A 24,639-nucleotide genomic window follows, 5' to 3' on the forward strand; every position below is an offset into this window, starting at 1 on the left:
GGTGTAGCGCGCCCCGCACGGCCAACTCGGCTTGTGCGGGGCGCGCTTTTGCACGCTTTTTGCATGGTCGCCAGATGAGGCGCGCGTCGCACCGTGCAATAACCATGCAATCAATGTCAATGCGCGCTGTCGGCTGGCTGTGTCACCTACAGTTAGGGTACGAACTGGAGAAGGGAAATGAACGATGCACTAAAGCGCGATGCCCTGAACTCGACCCTGGCCAGGCTCAGCCTGCATGCCACGCAATGTGCCGAAGCGCTCGCCGCCGTGGCCGTCGTGGCATCTGACCCGCAGATCCGGGCGGTACTCGTCCATCGCGCCAATATGCAACGCTGTGCGGCAGCCGAATTGGCTACGCGCGCCGGCACGGTCAATCGTGCAGCGTCGGAATCTTCAGATTCATCCACGCCAATGCGACGTCGGGATACCCTCGCGCCGCCTCCGTCCGAATCGGGCGAATTACCCCTGCTGAGATATGCGGTCCAGCATGCCAGCCGCGCAGCGGCGGCTTATGGGGAAGTGCTGCGCGAACCGCTACCTGATCCAGAGCTGCGTCTGCTGCTGGCGCATTACTACCGGGGCGCCACGGAGTTGCAGCGGATGCTGGAACAGCGTGCGATGGAGTTCTCACCCGCCCGTGCGCCCGGCGTGCCAACGCGCCGATCTGCGGGGCCGCTGCACTGACGCCCTAAGCCTGCCGCTGCGCGGTCAACTCCTGCTGCGGCCGATAGGGCCGGATGACGAGTGCCACGTAGTCCTCGTCTTCCGGCGACACCACCACATAGACCAGGCCCGACATTACCAGGGCCACATTGCGAATATGGGAGGCAATACGTGCGGCAATGAAGTACTGCAGCAGGTTGGGGTCCACCGCGGCGTCGATCGCTTTGGCGGCGGTGCAGATGGTCAGCATGCATTGCTCGGCGGTGCGGCAGACCACCACTACCTCGTCGAGCGAGTGACCTGTGGGGGCCGCACGCACCAGTACGGACACTCCGGCACTCGGATGAGCGCGATGCCAGCCACTCTTGGCGCCGAACGCGGGAAGCGTCAGCGATGCACCGTCGGCCTGCGCCACTGTGTTGAACTGGGACGCGAACTCGCCAGGGCTGATACCGAGCAGTTTCTTCTCGATGGGCGTGGAAGATACGGCCACCGAGGACGCCAGGCTCAGGGTGACCAGAATGCCGGTGATGTTCATCGCTACCTCCCTCGCACGATGCAGCCATGTCACAGCAATAGCTGTTCCAGCCACCGTCCCCACCTCTCCGGGTGTCACGGCAGCGCCTGGCGATTAGCGGCGGTCCCCTCTCCACTATAGGCGGGCCACTGGCGGCCAGTGGTGCGAGGTGCTCGGCAGGCCAGTGCAAGGCATGGAGTGGCATGCAACTTGCCGCTCTTCGACCAGTTTTTCTTGGCAACATGAACCTTATCGAACAGGAGTCCGGCATGAGCAAGACGACACGAACGAACCAGCCTGAAGCAACGGTGGACGACACGGGCGAGAGCGATCCGTCGAGCATTCCCAGCACCCTGGACCCGAATCTCGATACGGATGCCCTCGATCCGGAGGAAGACCTCGGCACGGAGCTGGAGCGAGAGTTTCCGGGCGGCGCCGAGGACGCACTTCCCGAGGAGGAAATTTCCGAGGAGGTGCAGCGTGCTGCGGAAGAACTGCCCTCCGATACTCCCGTGGATCGCGCCGACCAGACGGACAAACGCATGGAGACGCCACCGAGCGGCAGCGACCTGTAGGTGCCTGCAGGCGTTAATGCCCAAGAAAAAACCCCGGTTTAAAGCCGGGGTTTTTCATTTGAGGCATCGTCGTCATTCCGATGCCAGCACACCATAAGGTCTCACGTGGATCTGGTTGACCACGTCGGACACACCATAGGTATCGTCGGCAATATCTTCCACTGCATACTTGGTACGGCGGTTGTCCACGTGGCCAGTCAACGTCACCACGCTGCCACTGACATTGACGCTCACCTCGCTGACATCGATACCGGGCGCATGCGCCAGGCGCTCGCAGACTTCCTCGCGGACGCGCTCATCGGAGCGCGCGTAGTTCTTCGGGCCCGTGGGTCGAGGGTAGCCAGCCGTGCCACGCGCCGTGGCGTTGCTGCCATAAACCGAGGGCCGCTGACGGAAGTTGCGGCCTGCCTCCACGCCGTAGTCTTCGTACCCTGTGCGTTGTCCCATGCGGCTATCGCGCCAGCGCTCATCGCGAACGGGCGCGACCTCGCGCGGGGAACCCGTGGATCGTGAGGCGGCCTGATAGCCGTCTTCGTATCCGTTGCTGTATGCGCTGACGTAGCCGCGGCTATGCGGCGAGCTTTCGTCATAGCGTTCGTCGTCAACGGGTCGGCCCGGATAGTAGACCGCGCCACGCCGCGGGGAAGCATTCCGGGCATTGCCGTAGGAATGCCGTTCGGTGTCGTAAGGTGACCGGGCAGCGCCGTTGCCATAACGGTCGGCGTGGTCGGCGTAAGGGTCGGCGTATGGGTCGCGACGACGCCAGTCTCGATCGTCGCCGGGCATATCGCCATAGCCCTCTTCGAAGCCGCCATAGCGTTGGGCGGGGCGGCGGCGACGGCCGTAGTCGTCTGATCGGTTCATTGTGTTGCCTCCATCAAGATGGGGCGCGAAGGCCCCGATAGATGGACTAGCGGCAAGTTTCGTACCGATCGGTGCGCCGTGCAAACATGGCGGTGGCGCTACCAATCCCATGCAGATTCTACAAACCGTGCGCGCACGTCTTGCCGTGCGACGCGGACGTCTCTCGCGTGATCAGGAGGACTTCCTGGCGCCCTGCATGGCCGCGCTGTCCTCACTTTGCGCCGTGACCAGTCGCAGACCACTGGCCACTGCAGCGGCGGCGGCAAATCCGGCACCGAGGGCCAGGGCCAGCGTGGGGCCGTGATCCCCAGCGATGCCGAACGAGAGTGCCACCAGCGCTGCACCGGTGGCCTGCCCCAGCAGCCGCGCCGTGGCGACCACACCGCTTGCGCCGCCCGCGCGTTCACGCGGGGCGCTGGCCATCAACGCCTTGAGGTTCGGAGACTGGAAGAATCCAAAGCCGGCGCCGCAGATTGCCATGCGGATGCCGATGTTCAGTGCGCTGGCGTCTGCGGGCATCATCGCCAGCGACGCCATGCCAAGTGCCATCACCGCCAGTCCGATGCCACCGAGCAGGCCCGGCGGATAGCGGTCCGACAACCGGCCTGCCAGCGGCGCCATCAGCGCCACCACCGCTGACCAGGGCGTCAGCAGGAAGCCCGTTTCGATGGGATTGCGGCCCAGCACGTGCTCGAAGTAGAACGGCAGCGACACGAATGCCAGACCCTGCGCGGCAAACGAACACACAGCCGTGGCGGTGGACAGCGCGAACATCGGCCGCTTCAACAGATCGACGGGCAGCATCGGCGCCGGATGCCCACGTTCGCGGCGCAGCAACAGCACAAAGGCGATGGCAAAGACAGCGACGGCACCGATGACGTACTCGGCAGGCTCGCGTTGAACGCCCTCGCCCAGCGCGAAAATCAGCGCAGCGAAGGTAATGGCATTGAGCACCGCCGCCACGGGATCGAATCCGTGCTGGCTCTTCTTGGTCTGCGGCAGCGAGCGCCACGCGATGGCCAGCGCCAGCAGGCCGATCGGCAGGTTCACCGCGAACAGCCAGGGCCAGGGGCCGAAAGACAGGATCACCGATGCGACGGTGGGCCCCACCGCGAACGAGACACCGACGATCAGCGCATTGAGACCCACGCCGCGCCCAAGCCGATGGATCGGAAAGATCGCACTGATCAGCGCCGTGTTCACGCTCATGATGGCGGCAGCGCCAATGCCCTGCAGCAGCCGCGCCGCCGCAAGGGACGGCAGCGACCATGCCATCGCACAAATCACGGACGAGATGATGAAGACCACCACTCCGCCCAGGTAGATGCGCCGGTGGCCTACGATGCCACCCAGTGCGGCAAACGGCAGCAGCGTGGCCACCATGGCGAGTTGGTAGGCATTGATGATCCAGACCGAGGCCGCCGGTGTGCTATTCAGGTCCGCCGCAATGTTGGGCAGCGCGGTATTGGCGATGGCCGTGTCGAGCGTGGCCAGCGAGACCGCGATCATGATGGCCGCCATCGCGCGCTTTTCCAGCGAGGTCATCGGCGAATCCGGACCTTCGGGGCTGACAGTAGATGGGGTGGACGGCGGGGGACTGCTGGCCGGCGGGGTGGCGGAGGTCTGCACGATGGTCGATCCGGGGGCGGACATGCAATGAAAGCCGGTCCGCCACGGCATGTTGCCGGACGCGCACCAGATCGTTGCAACGTCAATTAATCTTCAGATCGAGACAATACGGCAAAACGCCGGGACGTGCTGGAGAGGACTTGATGCCATCAGTGTCGCCAACGGCTCCGCAGTGGCCCAATCGGTCGGCTTCGGTAGGCCATCCATCGTCATCAGCGCCCAAACCGACGCCAACCTCAACACTCAGACCTGCACGGGCTTAGAAGGAACCGTATTTCATCTGCACGTCATCGACCCGATTTGTGCGGATGTTGTAGAGGCAGGTATAGCGGAAGGCCATGGCCTGTTCGCTGGCATCGGGCTCGAAGACGCCCTCGCCCACCACGGATGTCTGGTTCGCCGTCTGCTGGGCGATGCGTTCGCGGTCCGGCATCATCATGACGCTGCCAGGCTGCGGATAGCGGGTCTTCACCGCATTGGCGACAACCTTCTCGCACGCATTGCCTGCTGCTTCCAGTTGCGCACGGCTGACGCCCTGCGGCGCAGTGATCGTGGTGCTGGGTGGCGGCGACGGCATGCGCTGGGGCTGCGGCGGCGGCATCGGCGTGGTGCAGCCAGCCAGCACGGCTACCACCAGCGGCAGCGAGACCGGACCAAAGGATGAAAAAGGAGAGGAAAAGCGTGGCATCGGGTCGTTTCCGGAGTCGGTGATAACCGTCGGAGGGACGGGGCGCGATGCATGGACTCTATGACAGAAATGCCTTTGGAGCAACCTGACCAGTCAATTGGCTGAGTCGATCAGGCAGAGGTGGCAGGCGTCTTCCCCGTGACAGACATATGCGAAGCCGCCGATGAAAGCCGCTCGCGCGTGCGTTCGTCCGCAGCCGGACCGGGGCGTACCACGTGCCGCTTGCCCATCTGCAGCGGCTCCCGGCTCTCGGCATCCACCAGCAACGGCTCAACGAGCTTGCCGGTCTCGCGATCCTCGATCTGCACGCTGCGTCCCTCGGGCGCGAAGTTTCGATTGCCCCAGGCCAGCAGTGCGAGCAGCACCGGCCGGAAATCCCGGCCGCACTCGGTCAGCACATATTCATAGCGCGGCGGGCGCTCCGAATACTGGCGCTTCTCCAGCAGCCCCTCCTCGACCAGACCGTTCAGGCGCCGCGTCAGCATGTTGGGCGCAATGTCGAGACTGCGCTGGAATTCATCGAAGCGTTTGGTGCCATAGAACGCATCGCGCAAAATCAGAATGCTCCACCACTCGCCCACGCGTTCAAGGCTGCGGGCGATGGGACATTGCAGGTTTCGGAAGGTCTTGCGTTGCATCGTCTGGACTCTCGTTCGAAATTCGGTACCGATGATACCGGTCTTCAGTGGGCATCCGCCGATGGCGCCTTGGGCGGTGCGATTTTCCGCATCAGGGGCACCAGCACCAGCGCTCCAAAAAAGCACGCCATGATGAGCAGGAAGGTGTCGCTGAACGTCTGCGTCTGGGCCTCGCGCAGTGTCAGCAGCGCCAACTGTTTCAACGCGGCGGCCTGTGCTTCCACGGCGCTGTAGCCAGCGGCCAGATACTGGCGCGCCAGGCTGTCTAGCGCACCCGACATGGCTTCGTTACCGGGTCGCAGATGTTCGGCCATGCGGAAGAAATGCAGGTTGGTGCGATCGTTGAGCACTGTGGCGCAGGCGGCTATGCCGATCGCCCCGCCCAGGTTGCGCATCAGGTTGAACAGCCCGGATGCGAGCTTGAGCCGCTCGGGCGCCAGGCTTCCCAGCGTCAGCGTGACCACGGGTGCTACCGCGAACTGCTGCGCCGCGCCCCGCAGCGCCTGCGGCAGCAGCAGTTCGCGCCAGCCCCAGTCATGCGTAATCGGTGTGAAGCAATACATCGACAATCCGAACAGCGCCAGGCCGAACATTAGCAGCCAGCGCAGATCCACGCGGTTGCCCAGATAGGTGTAGATCGGAATCGAGGCGATCTGGAACAAGCCCGTCGAAAACACTGCCAGTCCGATTTCCAGCGCGCTGAACCCGCGCACCCGGCCGAGAAACAGCGGCGTGAGGTAGACGGTGGCGAAGATGCCGATCCCCGTGACGAAGGAGAACAAGCAGCCGAGTGCAAAGTTGCGCTGCTTTAGCGCCCGCAGATCCACCACCGGCTGCGCGTGGGTCATGCTGCGCCAGATGAACGCTGCCCCGGCCACGCCGGCAATCCACGCGGTGGTCAGGATCACCGGATCGGCCAGCCAGTCCCAGCGCGGCCCTTCCTCCAGCGTGTATTCGAGGCAGCCGAGGAACATCGCCATCAACGCCATGCCGAGATAGTCGGCGCCGCGCAGCAGTTTCAGGTTGGGCTTGTCGATGCGCACCAGCATCGGCACGACGATCGTGACGAACAGCCCCGGCACGAGGTTGACGAAAAACAGCCAATGCCACGACATGTGATCGGTGATCCAGCCGCCGACCGTGGGGCCGAGCGTCGGCGCCAGTGAGGACAGCCCACCGACCGTGGCGGCTGCGATCACACGCTGAGGCCCGGCGAAAAACACGAACGCCGTGGTGAACACCAGCGGAATCATTGAACCGCCGAGGAAACCTTGCGCCGCGCGAAACACGATCATGCTCTGGATATTCCAGGCCAGTCCGCACAGCATGCTGGCCACGGTGAAGCCCGCTGCCGAGACCGCGAACAGCCAACGGGTGGACATCACACGCGACAGCCAGCCCGACAACGGGATCACCACGATTTCCGCGATGAGGTAGGCGGTCTGCACCCAGACCGTTTCATCGGCACCTGCCGATAGCCCGCCGCCGATATCGCGCAGCGAGGCCGACACGATCTGGATATCGAGCAGTGCGATGAACATGCCCACACACATCGACGCAAACGCAAAGATCTTGGCCTGTGTCGACATCCCGGCAGGCGACCACGCTGCCGCTGACGTCCCAACCGGCGCCACGGCAGCAGTCACGGCCCCACTCACGGGCGCACCTGCGCGACGGCCACCTGGTTCTCCGTGCGGCCATCGACTTCTGCCGTCACGGACAGCCCGGGCCGCAGCAGTCCGAGGCGTGCATCCTTCTCATCCAGTACGATACGCACCGGCACGCGCTGCACGATCTTCGTGAAGTTGCCGGTAGCGTTTTCCGGGGGCAGCACGCTGAACTGCGCACCCGTTGCTGGCGCCACGCTGGCCACACGCCCGTGAAACACCCGGCCTGGCACGATATCCGCCACCACGGTGGCGCGCATCCCCGGCTCCAGATGCGCCAACTGGTTTTCCTTGAAATTGGCATCGACCCAGAGACCGCTGGCCGGCACGACCGACATCAGCGACGTGCCGCTGGCAGCGTATGCGCCCGGTCGGGCGCGCCGGTTGCCGATGGTGCCATCCACGGGCGCCCGCAACTCGGTGTAGCCCACGTTGAGCTGGGCCAGATCCCGTTCGGCTATGGCCTGCGCCAGCGCAGCCTGCGCCTGTTGTTTCTGCGTGGCGATGACATCGATCTGACGCTGCGCGGCGAGCAACGCGGCCTGAGCCTTTTGCCCGTTGGCGCGCGACTGCTTGTAGTCGGCATCTGCCTTCTGCGAACTCTGTACCGAGACGGCTTCCTTGGCGACGAGGCTGGCATAGCGCACCTGATCGTCGCGCGTGCGGGCAGTCTCGGCATCGGTGGCGGCCACGGATGCCTGCGCCTGACCGATGACCGCGTCCTGGAGCCGCTGCGTGGCATCAAGGTTGGCGATCTGCGCCTGCTGCGCGGCAATCGCGCCTTCCGCTCGGGCCAGCACGGCGCGGTAGTCGCGGTCATCGATCCGTGCGAGCAGATCGCCGGCGCGCACGGCCTGGTTGTCGGTGACCAAGACTTCAGTGATGTAGCCCGACACCTTCGGACCAATCACGGTGACGTCGCCGCCTACGTACGCGTCATCGGTCTCCTCCAGAAAGCGGGCGGTGTTCCACCAGTGCGAGGCATACGTGAGCATGCCGCCAGCCACCACGGCTGACACAAGGATGATGACCAGTCGCTTCCGCCCGAGGGCGCTGCGCGTATCAGGAACAGTTTCCGAAGGGGAGCGCTCGGCGGCGGTACTGCTGGACATACGGAATTCCTTTGTTCAGGGCAAACGGGGGCGTTCGCAGATAGGGCCGACGCCGTCCGGTGATGGAGCCATCTCCTCTCCTCCACCGGATTTGCTTCGGACTTGCTTTCATTATGCAAGTGAGTATAGTGACGTAACTATTGTTATGCAAGTTACTGGATTCCATGTCGCCTCTCCCCCGCGCCGCCACCCCTTTCCACCCCATGAATGTCCGCCTGTCCGCCCGCGTCCTCGCATTGGCCGCGACGCTCGTACTGACTGCGTGCGCAGTCGGCCCCGACTACAAGACGCCAGACACGCCCACACAGGTGAACTTCCACAGCGCCGGCGCGCTCGCCGCGCGTCAGGCCACCACGCCCGTGCCGCCGCTGGACCAGTGGTGGTCAGGGTTTCAAGATCCGGTGCTGACGCGGATCGTGCAGCGGGCACTGGGTCAGAACCTCGACCTGGAGACATCCCGGGCGCGCGTGGCGCAGGCGCGTGCCATGGCGCGCCAGGCTGGCGCGGTGCTGTATCCAGAGGGCCGGCTGGGTGCCGATGTGAGCCGGCAACGTCAGTCGGTGGAGAGTCCGCTCGGCAAGCTCGGCAGTGCGTTGCCTGGATACGAACGGAATCGAACCGTCTATGACGTGGGCGCGGCGGCGAGCTGGGAGATCGATGTGGCGGGCGGACTGCGGCGCGGTGCCGAGGCCGCGACGGCCGATGCGGGCGCGGCGGAAGCCGAGCACGCTGGCGTGCAGGTGACCGTGGCTGCGGAGGCCGCCGACGCCTACTTCCGCATTCGTGGCGCGCAGCGCCGAATCGTCATCGCCGAAGATCAGATCCGGACCGATGGCCGCCTGCTGGAACTGGTGCGTACGCGCCAGCGCGATGGCCTATCGGCCACCCGCGAGGTCGCGCAAGCCGAAGCGCTCGTCGCGCAGGCGCGCACCACGCTGCCGCCGCTGCGAATCGAACTGCAGACCCAGTTGAATCGACTCGATGTACTGATGGGTGCCACGCCGGGCACGTACGCCGCCGAACTTGCGGCGGTGTCCGGCGACCCTGCGGTGCCGGCGATTTCCTTGGCGGGCGGCCCCAGCGCACTGTTGCGCCGCCGCCCCGATGTCATCGCCGCCGAGCGTCGCCTGGCTGCGTCGAATGCACGCATCGGCGTGGCCCTGGCCGAGTACTACCCCAAGGTTTCGCTCTCGGCCTTGCTCGGCTTTGAAAGCCTGTCGACCAGCCAGTTACTGACAGCACGCGCCTTCCAGCCCTCTGCCGCGGCGGGTCTGCGCTGGCGCCTGTTCGATTTCGGCCGCGTCGATGCCGAGGTCGATCAGGCGCACGGCGCCCATGCCCAGGCACTGGCGCAATATCGGCTGGCCATGCTGCGCGCCACCGAAGACGTGGAAAACGCCATCGTCACGCTGGCCGAACTGGAGGTGCAATCCGGCTCGCTGGCCACCGAGGTGGATGCCCATCGACGCGCACGCACCGCCTCGGAAGACGCCTACAAAGGCGGCGCGGTCAGCCTCTACGAAGTACTCGACGAAGACCGCCAATTACTTGCCTCGCGCGATCAACAGGCCCGCGTGGCCACGGACAATGCACGCGCTGCGGTGGCGGCGTATCGCGCGCTGGGGGGTGGGTGGTGAGCGACTTGCCATAAAAAAACGCCGCAGCCTTTCAAGCTGCGGCGCCATCAATGCCTGCGCGCGGAAGTGGCACCGCGCCGGCCCCTCGCTTTCGTTTTCCTGATCAGAAGATGTGACGCATGCCGAGGGAGATGCCCAATTGCCCCTTTGCATCCGGCGTCTTGTAGTAGACCTGCGACGTCGGCGGCAGATAGCCGACGGACTGGCCGTTCGGCAGGTAGGCGATGTTGTCCCAGTTCAGCGACGCGTTGCGCGCGTAGTTCACGGCGAAGAACACGTCGGTACGCTTGGACAGGTTGTAGTCGGCCAGCGCCAGGAACTGCTGCGGATTCTTCGGGTTCGTGGTGGCGTTGCCGATGCGTGCGGACTTGATATCGTCGTAGTACCAGGCCAGCGAGAGACGCAGTGCTGCGGTGGCGTCCCAGTTCACACCCAGCCAGTACATGTCGTCGCGGTGCGGCATGAGCGTGGGCGTGCCCGTGGCAGGCGCCACCGAGTTGCCCCAGCGATAGCCCGCCACCATCTTGACCGGGCCGATACGGTAGCTGGCCGCAGCCAGCGCGCGCATGTCGCGGCCGTAGTCATTCGATCCCGACGCGCCTGTGGCCTGCGCCGTGTTGAGCGTCTTCACCTCGTCATAGGCAGCCGCCACGCCCAACGGTCCGCTGTTGTAGGCCAGGCCCACGCCGTAGGCGGAACCCGCCGCAAACGTACCCGAGCGCTCACCGAACGACCAGTGCGTCATGGCCGTGATCGGGCCGAACGTGCCCTGGTACTGGACCATGTTGTTCTCGCGGAAGTTCGGTCCGGCGATACCCACCACAGGTTCGAATTCGGGCGCGTAGGCCACCGGCGTAAAGCTGCCCATCGTCAGGAATGCCGAGGTGTACTGGCGGCCGAACGTGAGCTTGCCCCAGCGATTCTGCACACCCACGAACGCCTGGCGACCGAACAGCAGTCCGCCATTACCCATCTTGCCGTCGTCGGTGTTGAACTGGTTTTCGAGCACGAACAGGCTCTTCAGTCCGCCGCCGAGGTCTTCCACGCCGCGCAGGCCAAAACGCGACTGTGCGATGCCCGACGAGTTCATGAACGTCGCCGACCCGCTACCGGGCGCCAGCACCCCGTTGCTCGTGTTCTGTACGTTGTTGACGTACTGGATGCTCGTGGTGACGACGCCATAGAGCGTCACGGACGATTGCGCCCACGCCGCAGGCGCAAGCAGCGCCCCGGTGATGGCGGCGAACAGCGTCTTCTTCATGTGTTGGTTTCCGTGTTCTGGTGTGATGGCCCACGGCGCCAGCTCTCTCCTCCACCAGCGCCTTCGGAGCCGGCCGTTGCCAGCCTCTCCGTCCCGTCATGCCAAATTAATCTCTCGTATTAATTGGCACGAAACGAAGGCTAACGGCATCCGGGGGTTCAGATAGTTAGGATTTTCCCGGAGACGGCACAAAAATGGCGGAAATGCGAGGCATTACCGATGTCTGACATCGGATTTTTCCGTATCCTTGCGAGGCTTTGATTTTTCGATAACGACAGGCCCCGCAGGCTCACGAGGCTCGGCCACAAGACGCCATGAAGCTCAAGCAAGCACGCGCCCATATCGTGGACGCGCAGCAGACCCCCGCCCCAGTCAAGCCCCGCCGGATACCCGATCCCGACCACGCGCCCACATCGTCGGACGTCGCCCCCCCTGCACCGGATGCGGGCGATGGCCTGACCGATACCGCTCGGCGTATCCTGGAAATCGCAGAACGGCTATTTGCCGAACAGGGTGTCGAGCAGGTGCCCTTGCGGCAGATCGTGGTGGAAAGCGGCCAGCGCAACAGGTCCGCGCTGCACTACCACTTCGGTTCGCGCGAGGCACTCGTCAGTCATCTGTTGAATCTTCGGCTCCATGAGGTGAACCGCGTGCGCCATCGCCATCTGGACGAACTGGAAGCCAGTGGTCGCCCCATCGACATCCACGCCGTGGTGCAGGCCACCGTCCATCCATTGGTGGAAATCGTGCTGCATACCAGTTGGGGCACCAACTACCTGCAGGTGCTGGCGCAGACCACGTTCAGCCCGGGCCTCCTGAACAAGGGACTCGTCGACAAGACGGCGATGAGCGCGCTGTACCGCGTGCGCGACCACATCCACGCCCTGCTGCCCGGCGTACCCCGCGATGTGATGCGGCTACGCATGATCTGGTTCATGGATACGGTGGTCTACTCGCTGGCCCACTGGGTACGCGAACGCGGCAAGCGCAACCGGGCTGCGCCGCCGGTGGATGAACTGGTGGATTTTTGTGCGGCTGCGCTAGAGGGGCCGCGGCGGGTTGGTTGATCTTTCGCACGGTTGTTGCTCCCCTCTCCCGCTTGCGGGAGAGGGGACCGGCTCGTGGTCAATCAAGGCTCGACGTTCTCACCCCGCCGCCCTCACCCCGTCCATCGCCGTCCGTGCCAGCACCGGCACCAGTGCTGCTCCGGTATGGCTGGCCGCGATGCGCGACAACGCTTCCGGATCGGCCGCACCGACAATCGTGCCGCCCTGCGCGCCGCCTTCCGGACCCAGGTCGATGATCCAGTCGGCTTCGGCAATCACGTCAAGATCGTGCTCGATCACCACCACGCTGTGGCCCCCGTCGGTCAAGCGGTGCAGCACGCGGATCAACCTTGCCACGTCGGCCATATGCAGGCCCACGGTGGGTTCGTCCAGCACGTAGAGCGTGTGCGGTGCCTTCTGGCCTCGGCGGGTAATGTCATCGCGCACCTTCGACAACTCCGTCACCAGCTTGATCCGCTGCGCCTCGCCACCCGAAAGCGTCGGTGACGGCTGTCCCAGCGTCAGGTAGCCCAGCCCCACGTCCTTCATCAACTGCAGCGGATGGCTGATCTGCGTGATGGCCGAGAAGAACTCCACGGCCTCGTCGATTTCCATCGTCAGCACGTCGCCAATATTCTTGCCGCGCCACGTCACCGCAAGCGTTTCCGGATTGAAGCGCTGGCCGTGGCAGACATCGCAAGGTACTTTCACGTCAGGCAGGAAGCTCATGCCGATCGTACGCACGCCCTGTCCCTCGCAGGCCGGGCAGCGACCATCGCTCGTATTGAACGAGAAACGCGACGCCGTGTAACCGCGCGCCTTGGCTTCGAGCGTATCCGCGAACAGCTTGCGGATGGCATCCCACACACCGATATACGTGGCCGGACACGAGCGCGGGGTCTTGCCGATCGGCGTCTGGTCCACTTCGAGCACGCGATCGATCGTCTCCCAGCCCGTGATGCCTTCGCAGCCATGCCACGCATGCTCGACGTTGAGAGATTTCGTGGCCGTCGGCTTGCCCGCCTTCTCCGCCGCCGAACGCGCCCGTCGCGTGGCCGGCGATGACATCACCGAGCGGCCAACAGCATCGAGCAGGTTCGTCATCAGCACGTCGCGCGCGAGTGTGGACTTGCCAGAGCCCGATACACCGGTGATGGCCACCAGCCGGGCCAGCGGAATCCGTGCCGTGACGTTGCGCAGGTTGTGCAGATGCGCGCCCTGCACTGTCAGCCATTGCTCTGGCTCGGCCACCCTGCCCGCACGCGGCGGCCGCACGGGGCGTCGCTCCTGCAGCGGGTGAACAATCGGATTGGCCAGGAAGCGACCGGTCGTCGAGTCCGATGCCGACGCCAACGTCTCGACGCCACCTTCAGCCACCAGCCGGCCCCCTCGCTTGCCGGCGCCGGGGCCGATGTCGATGATGTGGTCGGCGCGACGGATCGTGTCTTCGTCGTGCTCCACCACCACCAGCGTGTTGCCCTTGTCGCCCAGCTTGCGCAGCGCATCGAGCAGGATCTGGTTGTCGCGTGGATGCAGGCCGATGGTCGGCTCGTCCAGCACGTAGCAGACACCCTGCAGGTTGCTCCCCAACTGGGCGGCCAGTCGAATCCGCTGCGCCTCGCCGCCAGACAGACTCGGTGCGGCGCGATCCAGACTCAGGTAGCCGAGTCCGACTTCTTCCAGGAACTGCAGCCGGCTGGCGATTTCCGTCACCACATCGCGCGCGATATCGGCCTCGCGGCCCTTGAGTTTCAGGCCATCCACCCAACGGCGGGTGTCGGACACCGTCCACTGCGCCACATCGGAAATCGCCTGCGTATCGAACGTGACCGCGCGCGCAGCCGGATTCAGCCGCGTGCCATGGCAATCCGGGCACGGCGTATCGCCCACGCCTTCGGGTTCCTGCTCCTCGGACGGCAGGCTCTGCTCGCGGCCCCGGTCGTCGCCGCCCAGCACCGTGTCGTCATACACCTCGCGCTGCTCGCCCGTCAGCGCCAGGCCAGTGCCCACGCAGGTGCCGCACCAGCCGTGCTTGCTGTTGTACGAGAACATGCGTGGATCGAGTTCCGGATAACTCGTGCCGCACACCGGACAGGCGCGTTTGGTCGAGAACACCACCGTTTCGCAGGCATGCGGTGTGCCGCACTCCATCGCATTCTTCAATCCATCGAGCGGGGCCAGCAGATGCATCACGCCCTTGCCGGCTTCCAGTGTCTGGTCCAGCAGCTCGCGCAGCGCGGCCTCGTTGTCGGGCGAGACGACGATGTCGCCCACCGGCAACTCGATGGTGTGCTCGCGGAACCGATCCAGGCGCGGCCACGGATCGACCGGCAGGAACTCGCCGTCTACGCGCAGATGCGTGTTGCCGCGCGCCTTGGCCCATTTCGCCAGATCCGTATAAACACCCTTGCGATTGACCACCAGCGGCGCAAGCAGGCCAACGTGCTGGCCACGGTAATCGCGCAACAACTGTGCGGCAATCGACGCCGGGCTCTGCGACGTCACCGGCGCACCATCGTGGACGCAATGCTGGATGCCGAGCTTCACGTACAGCAGGCGCAGGAAGTGCCAGACTTCGGAAGTCGTCGCCACCGTGCTCTTGCGTCCGCCTCGCGACAGCCGCTGCTCGATGGCCACCGTCGGCGGAATGCCGTAGACGGCATCGACTTCGGGCCGGCCAGCCGGCTGCACGATGGAGCGGGCATAGGCATTCAGCGATTCCAGATAGCGTCGCTGACCCTCGTGGAACAGGATGTCGAACGCCAGCGTCGACTTGCCCGAACCGGACACCCCGGTGATCACGTTGAACTTGCCGTGCGGAATGTCGACGTTCAGCGCTTTCAGGTTGTGCTCATGGGCGTTGACGATGCGCACCACGCCCTCGCCTTCCACGGCACGACGCGCCCGCGCGGCCTGTATGGCAGCCTGCAGCGGCTTGCCCTGGCCTTCGGCCTCCGCCTGTTCCGCAGCCAGCGTGCCATCGCCAAGCGCCTTGTCGTAGGCGATCAGCGCATGGCCCGTATGCGATGCGGTGCAAAGCTTGACGTCCTCGGGTGTACCCTCGCACATCAGTTCGCCACCGCCGTCGCCCCCTTCGGGACCAAGATCGACAATCCAGTCGGAGGCGCGGATCACATCGAGGTTGTGCTCGATCACGATCAACGAATGGCCACCATCGAGCAGCTTGCCGAAGGCGCGCATCAGCTTGGCGATATCGTCGAAGTGCAGACCCGTGGTGGGCTCGTCGAACATGAACAGCCGCTTGGGCAACACCACCGCCTTGCGGTTCTTCACCGGCTGCGCGGCAGCGGTCTCGGCCAGGAAGCCAGCAAGCTTCAGACGTTGTGCCTCGCCGCCGGAGAGGGTCGGCACGGGCTGACCCAGCTTCACGTATTCCAGGCCCACGTCGGCGATTGGCGCCAGTACGCGCAGCACCGCGGCATCCCCTTCGAACAGCGCGGTCGCTTCGCTGACCGTCAGTTCGAGCACATCGGCCACGCTGAGCTTGCGCGGCGCCTGCCCCCGGGCAGCGCGCTCGATCTTGACCTCCAGCACTTCGGCCCGATACCGCGTGCCGTCGCAATCCGGGCAGCGCAGGTAGACATCCGACAGAAACTGCATCTCCACGTGCTCGAAGCCCGAGCCGCCGCAAGTCGGGCAACGACCATCGCCCGAGTTGAAGCTGAATGTGCCAGCCGTGTAGCCGCGTTGCAGTGCCAGCGGCGCCTTGGCAAACAGCTTGCGAATCTCGTCGAAGGCACCGACATAACTGGCCGGATTCGACCGTGCGGTCTTGCCAATCGGCGATTGGTCCACGAACACCACATCGTTGACCTGGTCTGCCCCGATCAAATCGCGGAACGCACCCGGGGATTCCGTCGCCTTTCCGAAATGGCGGGCCATGGCCGGGTACAGCACGTCCTGCAGCAGCGTCGATTTGCCCGAACCGGATACACCCGTCACGACGACCAGCCGGTTCAGCGGGATTCCGACCGTCACGTCCTTGAGATTGTGTTCGCTCGCGCCTTCCAGCGTCAGGCGCGGCGTATCGGCATCCACGGGCCGCGACTGCCACGCCGACGCATCGGTCACGCGGCGGCGCCCGCCCAGGTAATCGCCGGTCAGCGTCCGTTCCTTGCGGATGGCATCGGGCGAACCGTCGAAAATGATCGAGCCGCCGCGCTCGCCCGGCCCCGGACCCATGTCGATCAGGCGATCGGCAGCCAGCATCACGGACGGATCGTGCTCCACCACCACCAGCGTATTGCCCGCGTCGCGCAGCCGATGCATCGCCTCGACGATGCGGTTCAGATCGCGTGGATGGAGGCCGATGCTGGGCTCGTCAAGCACGAACAGCGTATTGACCAGCGAGGTGCCGAGGGCCGTGGTCAGGTTGATCCGCTGTACCTCGCCGCCCGACAGCGTCCGGCTCTGTCGGTCCAGCGTCAGGTAACCCAATCCCACATCGCACAGGTATTTGAGCCGCGTGCGGACTTCAGCGAGCAGCAGCTTGAGCGCATCGTCAAGCAGCGCGCTCGACAGCGTCAGGTCATCGAAGAAGCGCCGGATGCGCGCGATCGGCATCAGCATCAGGTCGTGCACCGTAAGACCTGGCAGGGCCTCCAACTGCGGCCGATCCCAATCCACGCCGCGCGGAAGAAAGCGCGCTGCCGGGGCCAGCACGGTATCGGCATTATCCTTGCTGCCCAGGCGCCACAGCAGCGCCTCGGTTTTCAGGCGCGCACCACCGCAGGTTTCGCACGGCGTGTAGCTGCGGTACTTCGACAGCAGCACGCGGATATGCATCTTGTAGGCCTTGGACTCCAGGTAACTGAAGAACCGCATCACGCCATACCACTGCTTGTTCCACTGCCCGTTCCAGTCCGGCGAGCCGTGGATGACCCAGTGCTGTTCGGCCTCACTCAGCTGATTCCACGCCAGATCACGCGGAATGCCTGCCTTGGCCGCGTAGCGCATCAGATCGTCCTGGCACTCCTTCCAGGCCGGCGTCTGCATCGGCTTGATCGCGCCATCGCGCAGGGATTTGCGGCCGTCCGGAATCACCAGTCCCAGATCGACGCCGATCACGCGCCCGAAGCCCCGGCACGTTTCGCAAGCGCCATAGGCGGAATTGAACGAGAACAGCGCGGGCTGCGGATCGGCATAGCGGATATCGCTCTCCGGGCTGTGCAAACCCGTCGAGAACTTCCAGACGGGACCGTCGCCTTCGTCGGTCACGACCTGCACACTGACCCGGCCACTACCGCGCTTGAGCGATGCCTCGATCGCTTCCACTGCACGGGCTTTTTCCACGTTGCCGATGCGGAAACGATCCGCCACCACATCCAGCACCTTGCGCTTGCCCGTCGCCGATTCCACGATCCGCTGTCCATGGATGCGCGTATAGCCACTGACCGACAGCCACTGCTCGACTTCCGCTTCGGTCGCCGTTTCCGGCAACTCGACCGGAAACGTCATCACGAGCCGCGCATCGGCATACGGCTGCCCGGCTGCCGTACGGGCAACCAGTTCGGAATAGATCGTTTCGGGGGAGTCGTGCTGCACCGGCAGTGCGGTTTGCCGGTCGAACAATTCGGCGGCGCGCGCGTAGAGCAGCTTCAGGTGATCGTTCAACTCGGTCATCGTCCCGACTGTCGACCGCGAGCTGCGCACCGGGTTCGTCTGGTCGATGGCAATCGCGGGCGGCACCCCATCCACCTTGTCGACCTGCGGACGGTCCATCCGATCCAGAAACTGGCGCGCGTAGGCACTGAAGGTCTCGACGTAGCGCCGCTGCCCTTCGGCATACAGCGTGTCGAATACCAGACTCGACTTGCCGGAACCCGAAGGCCCGGTAACCACGGTCATCTGCCCGGTATGCAGGTCGAGATCGACGTTCTTGAGATTGTGCTGACGCGCCCCACGGATGCGGATAGTGCCGGAATCTGACAATTTCTTGCCTCGAATCAATAAGTTGAAACCGATTTCTGAAGTGCTTTCTTGATGCGTTTCGGACGTGCGGAGTCCGAAAGATCTCGTAACTATACTGTATAAACGTACAGGTCTGCAGCTCGATTGGGATATGAGCCGATTCTGAAAAGCGTTCCATGTCCGGGGAGGCTTTGTGGAACGTCAAGCCGATTCCGATGCCTCTTTTCTACAGTGCGCAGCACCCCTGATGCGCCTGTATCTCTTGTTCGTGACTGCCGCTTAGCTGCTGATATGCGCGCTTCAGGCCGTGTCAACAACGCGACACCCATTGCAAATTTAGTTTGCAATGGGTTAGCAATAAGCTAACATCGGCATGTACTCAATCGAATTTACCAAAGTTGCCGGACAGCAGTTGATGGCCATGCCGCGCAACATGGCCTGCAATGTCCGCGCCAAGATCAACCTGCTTGCGCAAGACCCCTATGCCACCAACCCGAATGTTCGCAAGCTCGCCGGCCGTGACGGCTGCCGGCTTCGGGTAGGTGACTGGCGCATTCTTTATCGTGTCGAGGCAGATCGGCTTGTCATCGTAGTCATGAACATCAAACCACGCGGGAGCGCATATCAATGACCGCTACAACCATTCAGTTCATCGAACGCGACGGACGTCGCGAATTCGCGGTGGTCCCCATCGACCTTTGGGAGCGGGTAAAGCATCTGATCGAAGATGCTGAAGACGCCCTGCTCTACGATGCCGCCGTTGCGGCGGATGACGGCGTCCGTATTCCAGCCGCCGTGATCGACTCCCAGCTTGCCGGCGACCATCCCATCAAGGCATGGCGCGACTATCGGCGGCTGACGCAGGAGGCGCTCGCCACCTCGGCCGGCCTCAGCAAGCCCTACCTCAGCCAGATCGAGAACCGAAAGCGGGACGGGAGTGTGGAGGTAATGCGAGCGTTGGCGCAAGCCCTTGCCGTGCCGTTAGACATTTTGGTCGAACGACACGCTCAGGCTCCCCAACGAGATGAAACCGATTGATCTCGGTCTTCGTTCGGTATGGCTGGAAACTTCAGATCGCCGCCCAACACCCCTCACCCGCGTGACGGCAGCTTCCACCCCGGTCGCACGAAGTGGCAGGTGTACCCGTTCGGCAATCGCTCCAGGTAGTCCTGATGTTCCGGCTCCGCCTCCCAGAACGGACCGGCCGGGGCTACTTCGGTCACGACTTTGCCGGGCCACAGGCCGGACGCGTTGACGTCGGCTATGGTGTCTTCGGCCACGCGTTTCTGTTCGTCGTCGCGATAGTAGATAGCCGAGCGATAGCTGGTGCCGATGTCGTTGCCCTGGCGATTCTTCGTGCTCGGATCGTGGATCTGGAAGAAGAATTCGAGGATCTGGCGGTAGCTGATCTTGGCCGGGTCGAAGACGATTTCGATGCCCTCGGCGTGAGTGCCGTGATTGCGGTACGTCGCATTGGGCACGTCGCCGCCGGTATAGCCTACGCGCGTGGTCAGCACGCCCGGGTAGCGGCGGATCAGGTCCTGCATGCCCCAGAAGCAGCCGCCTGCCAGGATTGCGGTTTCAGTTTGCGTCGTCATGATGTGTGCCTTGCCAGTGAGCCGTGTTCAAGCCCAGTAATATACGCACACCCCGCAAAATTCGCTGAAACGCCATGAATTCCCCTCACCCCGTGATGGGCGCAGTTGAAGCGCTGCGTCGCGAGATCGCGGCCTGCACGCGCTGTGCGGCCGATCTGGCCGCCGGGCCTCGTCCGGTCGTGCAATTCAGTGCCACGTCGCGCATCGTAATCATTGGCCAGGCGCCGGGTGCACGGGTGCATGCCAGCGGCATCCCGTTCGACGATCCAAGTGGTGACCGGCTCAGGGACTGGATGGGAACCGCCAAGGACACGTTCTACGACGCCTCGCGCATCGCCATCGTGCCGATGGGCTTTTGCTACCCCGGCAAAGGTGCGAGTGGCGACCTTCCTCCGCGACGCGAATGTGCGCCGCTCTGGCATGAGCGGGTATTGGGATGTCTGCCTGCCGACCGGTTGACGCTACTGGTCGGCACCTACGCACAGAACTACTATCTTCCGACCGACCACACGCAGACCATGACAAGTCGCGTGGCAGATTTCAGGCGCTTCGGTCCGAACGTCTTCCCACTCCCTCATCCGTCCTGGCGCGTGGTGGGATGGATGCGCCAGAACCCATGGTTCGAGGCGGAACTGCTGCCCATGCTGCAGGCCGCCGTGGCGGCCCGTATCGATTCTCGCGAAATCGCCGCGCCGCGAGCGTAGTGGGATTCCCGGCTCCCGTTGTGGCCAGCACGCCCCTCGGCCATCCCTGTTACGCGAAACACCCAATCGGCGCCGCGCTGTCTGCCGTCTTCGCCGTCTTCGCCATCGCGGCATCCATCTGTTCCGGCGCCGCAAGCATGCGCCACAGCTCCAGCAACGTGGCATTGGCGCTGGCGGCTGGCCGGTAGGCCCGAATTTCGAGGCTGGCCTGCCAGGAGGCATCGCCGGCATGGACCAGGGCGCCATCCGAGAGCGCCTCGGCTGCCGTCGACAACGGCAACCACGCCAGCCCGTGCCCTTCCACCGCCATTTTGAGGAGCAGCATCGCCATGTCGGATTCGTAGCAGCGAATCAGGCCCCGATGGGCGTCGCGCGCATCGAGCACCGACCCTACGACGCGGCCCAGCGTGGTATTGGGCGAATAGGCCAGGAACGGGGTGCCATGGGCATCGGCGAGATCCGCGGGATCGGGCACCGGATAGAGCGGGCGTCCGCGCGAGGTGGGCACCGAGACCGGTATCAGCGTATCGGACCCGACGGACAGGCTCAGGAACCGGTCGGCATCCAGCGAGACCGGCACGCGCGGATGGTGGTAGCCGAGCATCAAATCGCACTGCCCCTCGGCCAGCGCCACCACGGCGTCGATCACATTGGCCGCGCTGACCCGCGCATGAAAGCTGCCAAACCGCTGGCGGCAACGCGTGAGCCAGTCCGGCAGGAAGGCAAGCGACAGTGTGTGTCCCGCCACGATATCGAGCGTCCGGTCCGGCAGCGTCGATTCGCGATGCAGCGTGGCGCGTGCCTCGGTGAGCAGGTCGGCAGCCTGCCGCGCTGTCTCGCAGAACGTGGCGCCGGCAGGTGTGAGCGCCAGCGGGTAGGTATTGCGGTCGACCAGCTGTGCGCCAGCCCAATCCTCCAATGCCCGGATGCGGCGCGAGAGCGCCGACTGGGTGACATACCGCAACTCGGCGGCACGAGAAAAACTGCGCGTGCGTTCCAGCACGAGCAGGTCATCAATCCATTTCAACTGCATGTTGCGCCCCGGCAATACGCTGGCCTGCGGCGGCCGGTGGCCCTGTCCGTGGCACCATGCCCCGTGGACCCCCTATTCCGCATCCGCATGGGTCCATGGCCAATCGGCATCCAGTCCTGCACAGACCGTGCCTAGAATCGGTTCCACTTTCCCAGCAGCACGCGGTTTCGCCCCGGCGAGACCAGGCATGACCGATGTGACAGAGCTGCATGCCAGCAGCCAGCGCATCAGATGTTCCGCAACCCCTTGCCCCACCGGCGCACCGGGCCGTCCTGGTCCACGCCGCGAGGCGACGCTTTCTCGGAGTCATCCCGATCATGTTGAAGCAAGTGCATTCGATTTCCCGCACCATCCCGGCGCACCCGCGCACCATCGCGAGCCGCTGGATGGCACGGGCCGGACTGACCTCGGCCATGGTCGCCGTGGCCCTGACCGGCACGCTCGTCGCCCCGGCCGCACTGGCCGAGTATCCCGAACGGCCCATCCAGCTGGTGTTGTCGTTCCCGCCGGCCGGCGCCACTGACGTGCTGGCGCGCGCCGTGGGCCAGCGCCTGTCGCAGGTGCTCAAGCAGCCCGTCGTTGTGGAAAACCGTCCCGGTGCAGGTGGCGCGCTGGGCATGGGCTATGCAGCCAAGGCTTCGCCAGATGGCTACACGCTCTACCTCGCCGCCGTGAGCAACGCTGCCATCGCGGCTGCCACCTACTCCAGCCAGCCGGCCAACCTGGGCAAGGATTTCGTGCCGATCGCCGGTATCGGCAACGTGCCGCACATCCTCGTTGTGCCGGCCTCGTCGCCGGTCAAGACGGTGCCGGAACTGGTCAAGATGCTGAAGGCCACGCCGGGCGAGCACAACTTCGCGTCGCAGGGTTCGGGCACGCTGTCTCATCTGGAGTCGGAGCTGTTCAAGCTGCGCACGGGTGTGGATGTCGTGCATGTGCCGTACAAAGGCAGTTCGTTCGCCCTGCCCGACCTGATGGCCGGCCGCTCGGCCATGATGTTCGACAGCATCCCGTCGGCGCTGCCCCATGTGAAGTCCGGCAAGCTGCGCCTGCTGGCCGTGGCCTCGGAGCAGCGCGTGAAGCTGTTGCCCGATGTGCCGACGATGGGCGAGGCGGGCGTTTCGGACTTCCGCGCCAACAACCTGTTCGGACTGGTAGCGCCGAAGGGTACGCCGCCCGCCGTGATCGAGAAGCTCGCCGCGGCATCGAAGGCCGTGCTTGCCCAGCCCGAACTGGCCGAGACAATGGCCGCGCAAGGCGTGGAAATCGCCTACACACCCGCTGACAAGTTCGGCCGCATGATCCAGCAGGAAATGCGCGACTGGGCCAAGGTGGCGCAGGCGGCGCACGTCAAGGTGGACTGAGTCCGCTGAATCTGACGTCGCCCAAGATTTTTCCGATTTTCTACGTCGCACTGCAAGCCTCGACGCGGGCGGCCCTCCACAGCCGCCCGTCTTTGGCGCCCTCAAGCTCATGACCAATTTCTGGGACACCCCCTACCCATCCCGCCGCATGCCGGTGCTGGCCGATAACGTGGTCTCGACCTCGCAGCCCCTGGCAGCGGCGGCCGGCCTGCGCATGCTGGCGCGGGGCGGCAACGCCGTCGATGCGGCGTTGGCCACCGCCATTGCCCTGACCGTTGTGGAGCCCTGCATGAACGGCATCGGCGGCGATGCCTTCGCGCTGATCTGGGATGGCAAGACGCTGCATGGCCTCAATGCTTCGGGCCGCGCGCCACGCGCGTGGACGCCGGAATCGTTCTCGCGCTATAGCGCCATGCCGCCGATTGGATGGGATAGCGTGACAGTTCCCGGTGCAGTGTCCGGCTGGCGTGCCACATGGGAGCGCTTCGGCGACTTGCCGTTCGAAGATCTGTTCGCGCCGGCGATCGAATATGCGCGCAACGGCTTTATCGTTTCTCACACCGTCCATCGGCAATGGCAGGCCCAGGTGCCGGTGCTCGACGGCCAGCCGGGATTTGCCGAATCCTTCGCGCCACGTGGCCGTGCGCCATTGCCAGGCGAGCGCTTTACATGCCCCGGCCAGGCGGAAACGCTGGAGCGCATTGCCCGCTCCGGGGGTGACGATTTCTATCATGGCGAACTGGCCCGACGGATCGCCGATCATGCACGCGCCACGGGCGGCCGCCTTGACGAGGCCGATCTGGCCGCCCATCGCGCGGACTGGGTCGATCCGATCCGCATGCGTTACCGCGATCTGACGCTCTGCGAAATCGGTCCCAATGGTCAGGGCATTGGTGCGCTGATGGCGCTGGGCATGCTCGAACATTGGGATATCGCCGGCTCCGGGCGCGATAGCGCGCGTGCCATGCACCTGCAGATCGAAGCCATGAAACTGGCCTTCGCCGACCTGCACGCCTACGTGGGCGATATCGACGCGATGCGCGCACCGGGCGCCATCACGCCAGAGGCCCTGCTCGATCCTGCTTATCTGGCCGAACGTGCCAAGGCGATCCGGCCCGACCGGGCCACTTACGCAGGCGCGGGCAAGCCCCATAGCGGTGGCACCGTGTACCTGACCGCCGCTGACAAGCGCGGCATGATGGTCTCGTACATCCAGTCGAATTTCAAAGGATTCGGCTCGGGTGTGGTGGTGCCGGGCACCGGCATCGCGCTGCATAACCGGGGCTGGGGCTTTCGCCTCGAAGCCGGCCATCCGAATCAGGTGGCGCCCGGCAAGCGCCCGTTCCACACCATCATCCCGGGCTTCCTGATGCGCGGCGACGCCCCGCTGGCAGCGTTCGGCGTGATGGGTGGCTCGATGCAGGCGCAGGGCCACGTACAGATGGCCAGCCGCATCGCCGATTTCGGCCAGAATCCGCAGGCCGCCAGCGACGCACCGCGCTGGCGCGTGCTCGACGACAACATCGGCGTTTCGGTCGAAGCGCATTGCCCGGCCAGCACCATCGAAGGGTTGCGGGCGCTGGGCCATCGGGTGGAAGTGGCGCCTGCGGACAGCCTCGACTTTGGCGGCGCACAGATGGCGATGAAGTGCGAGCACGGCTACGCCGCCGCCTCGGACCATCGCAAGGACGGCTATCCGGTGGGTTTCTGAG

General features: G+C 64.7%; 20 protein-coding genes. 9 read left to right on the plus strand and 11 right to left on the minus strand.

Going from position 1 to position 24,639, the window contains the following annotated elements:
• Positions 1 to 177 precede the first annotated feature (177 nt).
• Entirely contained in the window at positions 178 to 684 is a 507-nt protein-coding gene (locus GA566_RS20360; RefSeq protein ID WP_160473862.1) for a hypothetical protein, read from the plus strand.
• 4 nt (positions 685 to 688) lie between these two features.
• Here GA566_RS20360 and GA566_RS20365 read toward each other — a convergent pair whose 3' ends face one another.
• Complete coding sequence (locus GA566_RS20365; RefSeq protein ID WP_137928323.1) at positions 689 to 1,201, minus strand: malto-oligosyltrehalose synthase; 513 nt, start codon at positions 1,199 to 1,201, stop codon at positions 689 to 691.
• Between the two features lie 248 nt (positions 1,202 to 1,449).
• Here GA566_RS20365 and GA566_RS20370 point away from each other — a divergent pair, with 248 nt between their 5' ends.
• Positions 1,450 to 1,755, plus strand: a complete 306-nt coding sequence (locus GA566_RS20370; RefSeq protein WP_137928313.1) for a hypothetical protein — start codon at positions 1,450 to 1,452, stop codon at positions 1,753 to 1,755.
• Between the two features lie 72 nt (positions 1,756 to 1,827).
• On the opposite strand, the gene GA566_RS20375 is transcribed toward GA566_RS20370, so the two are convergent.
• The 6 genes from GA566_RS20375 to GA566_RS20400 all read right to left on the minus strand — a co-directional run bounded on the left by GA566_RS20375 (position 1,828) and on the right by GA566_RS20400 (position 8,353).
• Positions 1,828 to 2,619 carry a BON domain-containing protein gene (locus GA566_RS20375; protein ID WP_160473863.1) on the minus strand — a complete coding sequence of 264 codons (792 nt, stop codon included), beginning with the start codon at positions 2,617 to 2,619 and terminating at the stop codon, positions 1,828 to 1,830.
• Between the two features lie 171 nt (positions 2,620 to 2,790).
• Positions 2,791 to 4,164: an MFS transporter gene (locus GA566_RS20380; protein WP_137928322.1), complete on the minus strand. Its 1,374-nt coding sequence runs from the start codon at positions 4,162 to 4,164 to the stop codon at positions 2,791 to 2,793.
• A 343-nt stretch (positions 4,165 to 4,507) separates the two neighbouring features.
• Positions 4,508 to 4,936, minus strand: coding sequence for a short-chain fatty acid transporter (locus GA566_RS20385; protein ID WP_137928311.1), 429 nt, complete (start codon positions 4,934 to 4,936; stop codon positions 4,508 to 4,510).
• A 110-nt stretch (positions 4,937 to 5,046) separates the two neighbouring features.
• A complete protein-coding gene (locus GA566_RS20390; protein ID WP_137928310.1) occupies positions 5,047 to 5,574 on the minus strand; it encodes a helix-turn-helix domain-containing protein in 528 nt (175 codons plus the stop codon).
• Positions 5,575 to 5,618: 44 nt separating this feature from the next.
• A complete protein-coding gene (locus GA566_RS20395; RefSeq protein WP_160474686.1) occupies positions 5,619 to 7,163 on the minus strand; it encodes a DHA2 family efflux MFS transporter permease subunit in 1,545 nt (514 codons plus the stop codon).
• A gap of 65 nt (positions 7,164 to 7,228) precedes the next feature.
• On the minus strand, positions 7,229 to 8,353 hold the full coding sequence (locus tag GA566_RS20400) for an HlyD family secretion protein (RefSeq protein ID WP_160473864.1): 1,125 nt from the start codon (positions 8,351 to 8,353) through the stop codon (positions 7,229 to 7,231).
• A 164-nt stretch (positions 8,354 to 8,517) separates the two neighbouring features.
• On the opposite strand from GA566_RS20400, the gene GA566_RS20405 reads away from it, so the two are divergent.
• Entirely contained in the window at positions 8,518 to 9,990 is a 1,473-nt protein-coding gene (locus GA566_RS20405; protein WP_370459333.1) for an efflux transporter outer membrane subunit, read from the plus strand.
• A 103-nt stretch (positions 9,991 to 10,093) separates the two neighbouring features.
• On the opposite strand, the gene GA566_RS20410 is transcribed toward GA566_RS20405, so the two are convergent.
• A complete protein-coding gene (locus GA566_RS20410) occupies positions 10,094 to 11,251 on the minus strand; it encodes a porin (RefSeq protein ID WP_137928308.1) in 1,158 nt (385 codons plus the stop codon).
• 314 nt (positions 11,252 to 11,565) lie between these two features.
• On the opposite strand from GA566_RS20410, the gene GA566_RS20415 reads away from it, so the two are divergent.
• Positions 11,566 to 12,318, plus strand: coding sequence for a TetR/AcrR family transcriptional regulator (locus tag GA566_RS20415; protein WP_160473865.1), 753 nt, complete (start codon positions 11,566 to 11,568; stop codon positions 12,316 to 12,318).
• 78 nt (positions 12,319 to 12,396) lie between these two features.
• On the opposite strand, the gene uvrA is transcribed toward GA566_RS20415, so the two are convergent.
• A complete protein-coding gene (gene uvrA / locus GA566_RS20420) occupies positions 12,397 to 18,249 on the minus strand; it encodes an excinuclease ABC subunit UvrA (protein ID WP_160473866.1) in 5,853 nt (1,950 codons plus the stop codon).
• Between the two features lie 352 nt (positions 18,250 to 18,601).
• Between uvrA and GA566_RS20425 the strand changes: the two genes are divergently transcribed.
• Entirely contained in the window at positions 18,602 to 18,859 is a 258-nt protein-coding gene (locus tag GA566_RS20425; RefSeq protein WP_160473867.1) for a type II toxin-antitoxin system RelE/ParE family toxin, read from the plus strand.
• A complete protein-coding gene (locus GA566_RS20430) occupies positions 18,856 to 19,266 on the plus strand; it encodes a helix-turn-helix domain-containing protein (RefSeq protein ID WP_160473868.1) in 411 nt (136 codons plus the stop codon). Before GA566_RS20425 ends, GA566_RS20430 begins: the two co-directional genes overlap by 4 nt.
• 53 nt (positions 19,267 to 19,319) lie before the next feature.
• Here the strand turns inward: GA566_RS20430 and msrA are convergent, their stop codons facing one another.
• Positions 19,320 to 19,826 carry a peptide-methionine (S)-S-oxide reductase MsrA gene (gene msrA / locus GA566_RS20435; RefSeq protein ID WP_137927141.1) on the minus strand — a complete coding sequence of 169 codons (507 nt, stop codon included), beginning with the start codon at positions 19,824 to 19,826 and terminating at the stop codon, positions 19,320 to 19,322.
• A 74-nt stretch (positions 19,827 to 19,900) separates the two neighbouring features.
• Between msrA and GA566_RS20440 the strand changes: the two genes are divergently transcribed.
• Positions 19,901 to 20,530: a uracil-DNA glycosylase family protein gene (locus GA566_RS20440; RefSeq protein ID WP_237380537.1), complete on the plus strand. Its 630-nt coding sequence runs from the start codon at positions 19,901 to 19,903 to the stop codon at positions 20,528 to 20,530.
• Between the two features lie 49 nt (positions 20,531 to 20,579).
• Here the strand turns inward: GA566_RS20440 and GA566_RS20445 are convergent, their stop codons facing one another.
• Positions 20,580 to 21,563, minus strand: a complete 984-nt coding sequence (locus GA566_RS20445) for a LysR substrate-binding domain-containing protein (protein WP_160473869.1) — start codon at positions 21,561 to 21,563, stop codon at positions 20,580 to 20,582.
• A gap of 317 nt (positions 21,564 to 21,880) precedes the next feature.
• On the opposite strand from GA566_RS20445, the gene GA566_RS20450 reads away from it, so the two are divergent.
• Together GA566_RS20450 and GA566_RS20455 are read left to right on the plus strand one after the other, a co-directional pair.
• On the plus strand, positions 21,881 to 22,927 hold the full coding sequence (locus GA566_RS20450; protein WP_160473870.1) for a tripartite tricarboxylate transporter substrate binding protein: 1,047 nt from the start codon (positions 21,881 to 21,883) through the stop codon (positions 22,925 to 22,927).
• Between the two features lie 109 nt (positions 22,928 to 23,036).
• Positions 23,037 to 24,638, plus strand: coding sequence for a gamma-glutamyltransferase family protein (locus tag GA566_RS20455; RefSeq protein WP_160473871.1), 1,602 nt, complete (start codon positions 23,037 to 23,039; stop codon positions 24,636 to 24,638).
• Position 24,639: the final 1 nt, after the last annotated feature.

Source organism: Cupriavidus sp. SW-Y-13 (assembly GCF_009793345.1).
Classification (GTDB): domain Bacteria; phylum Pseudomonadota; class Gammaproteobacteria; order Burkholderiales; family Burkholderiaceae; genus Cupriavidus.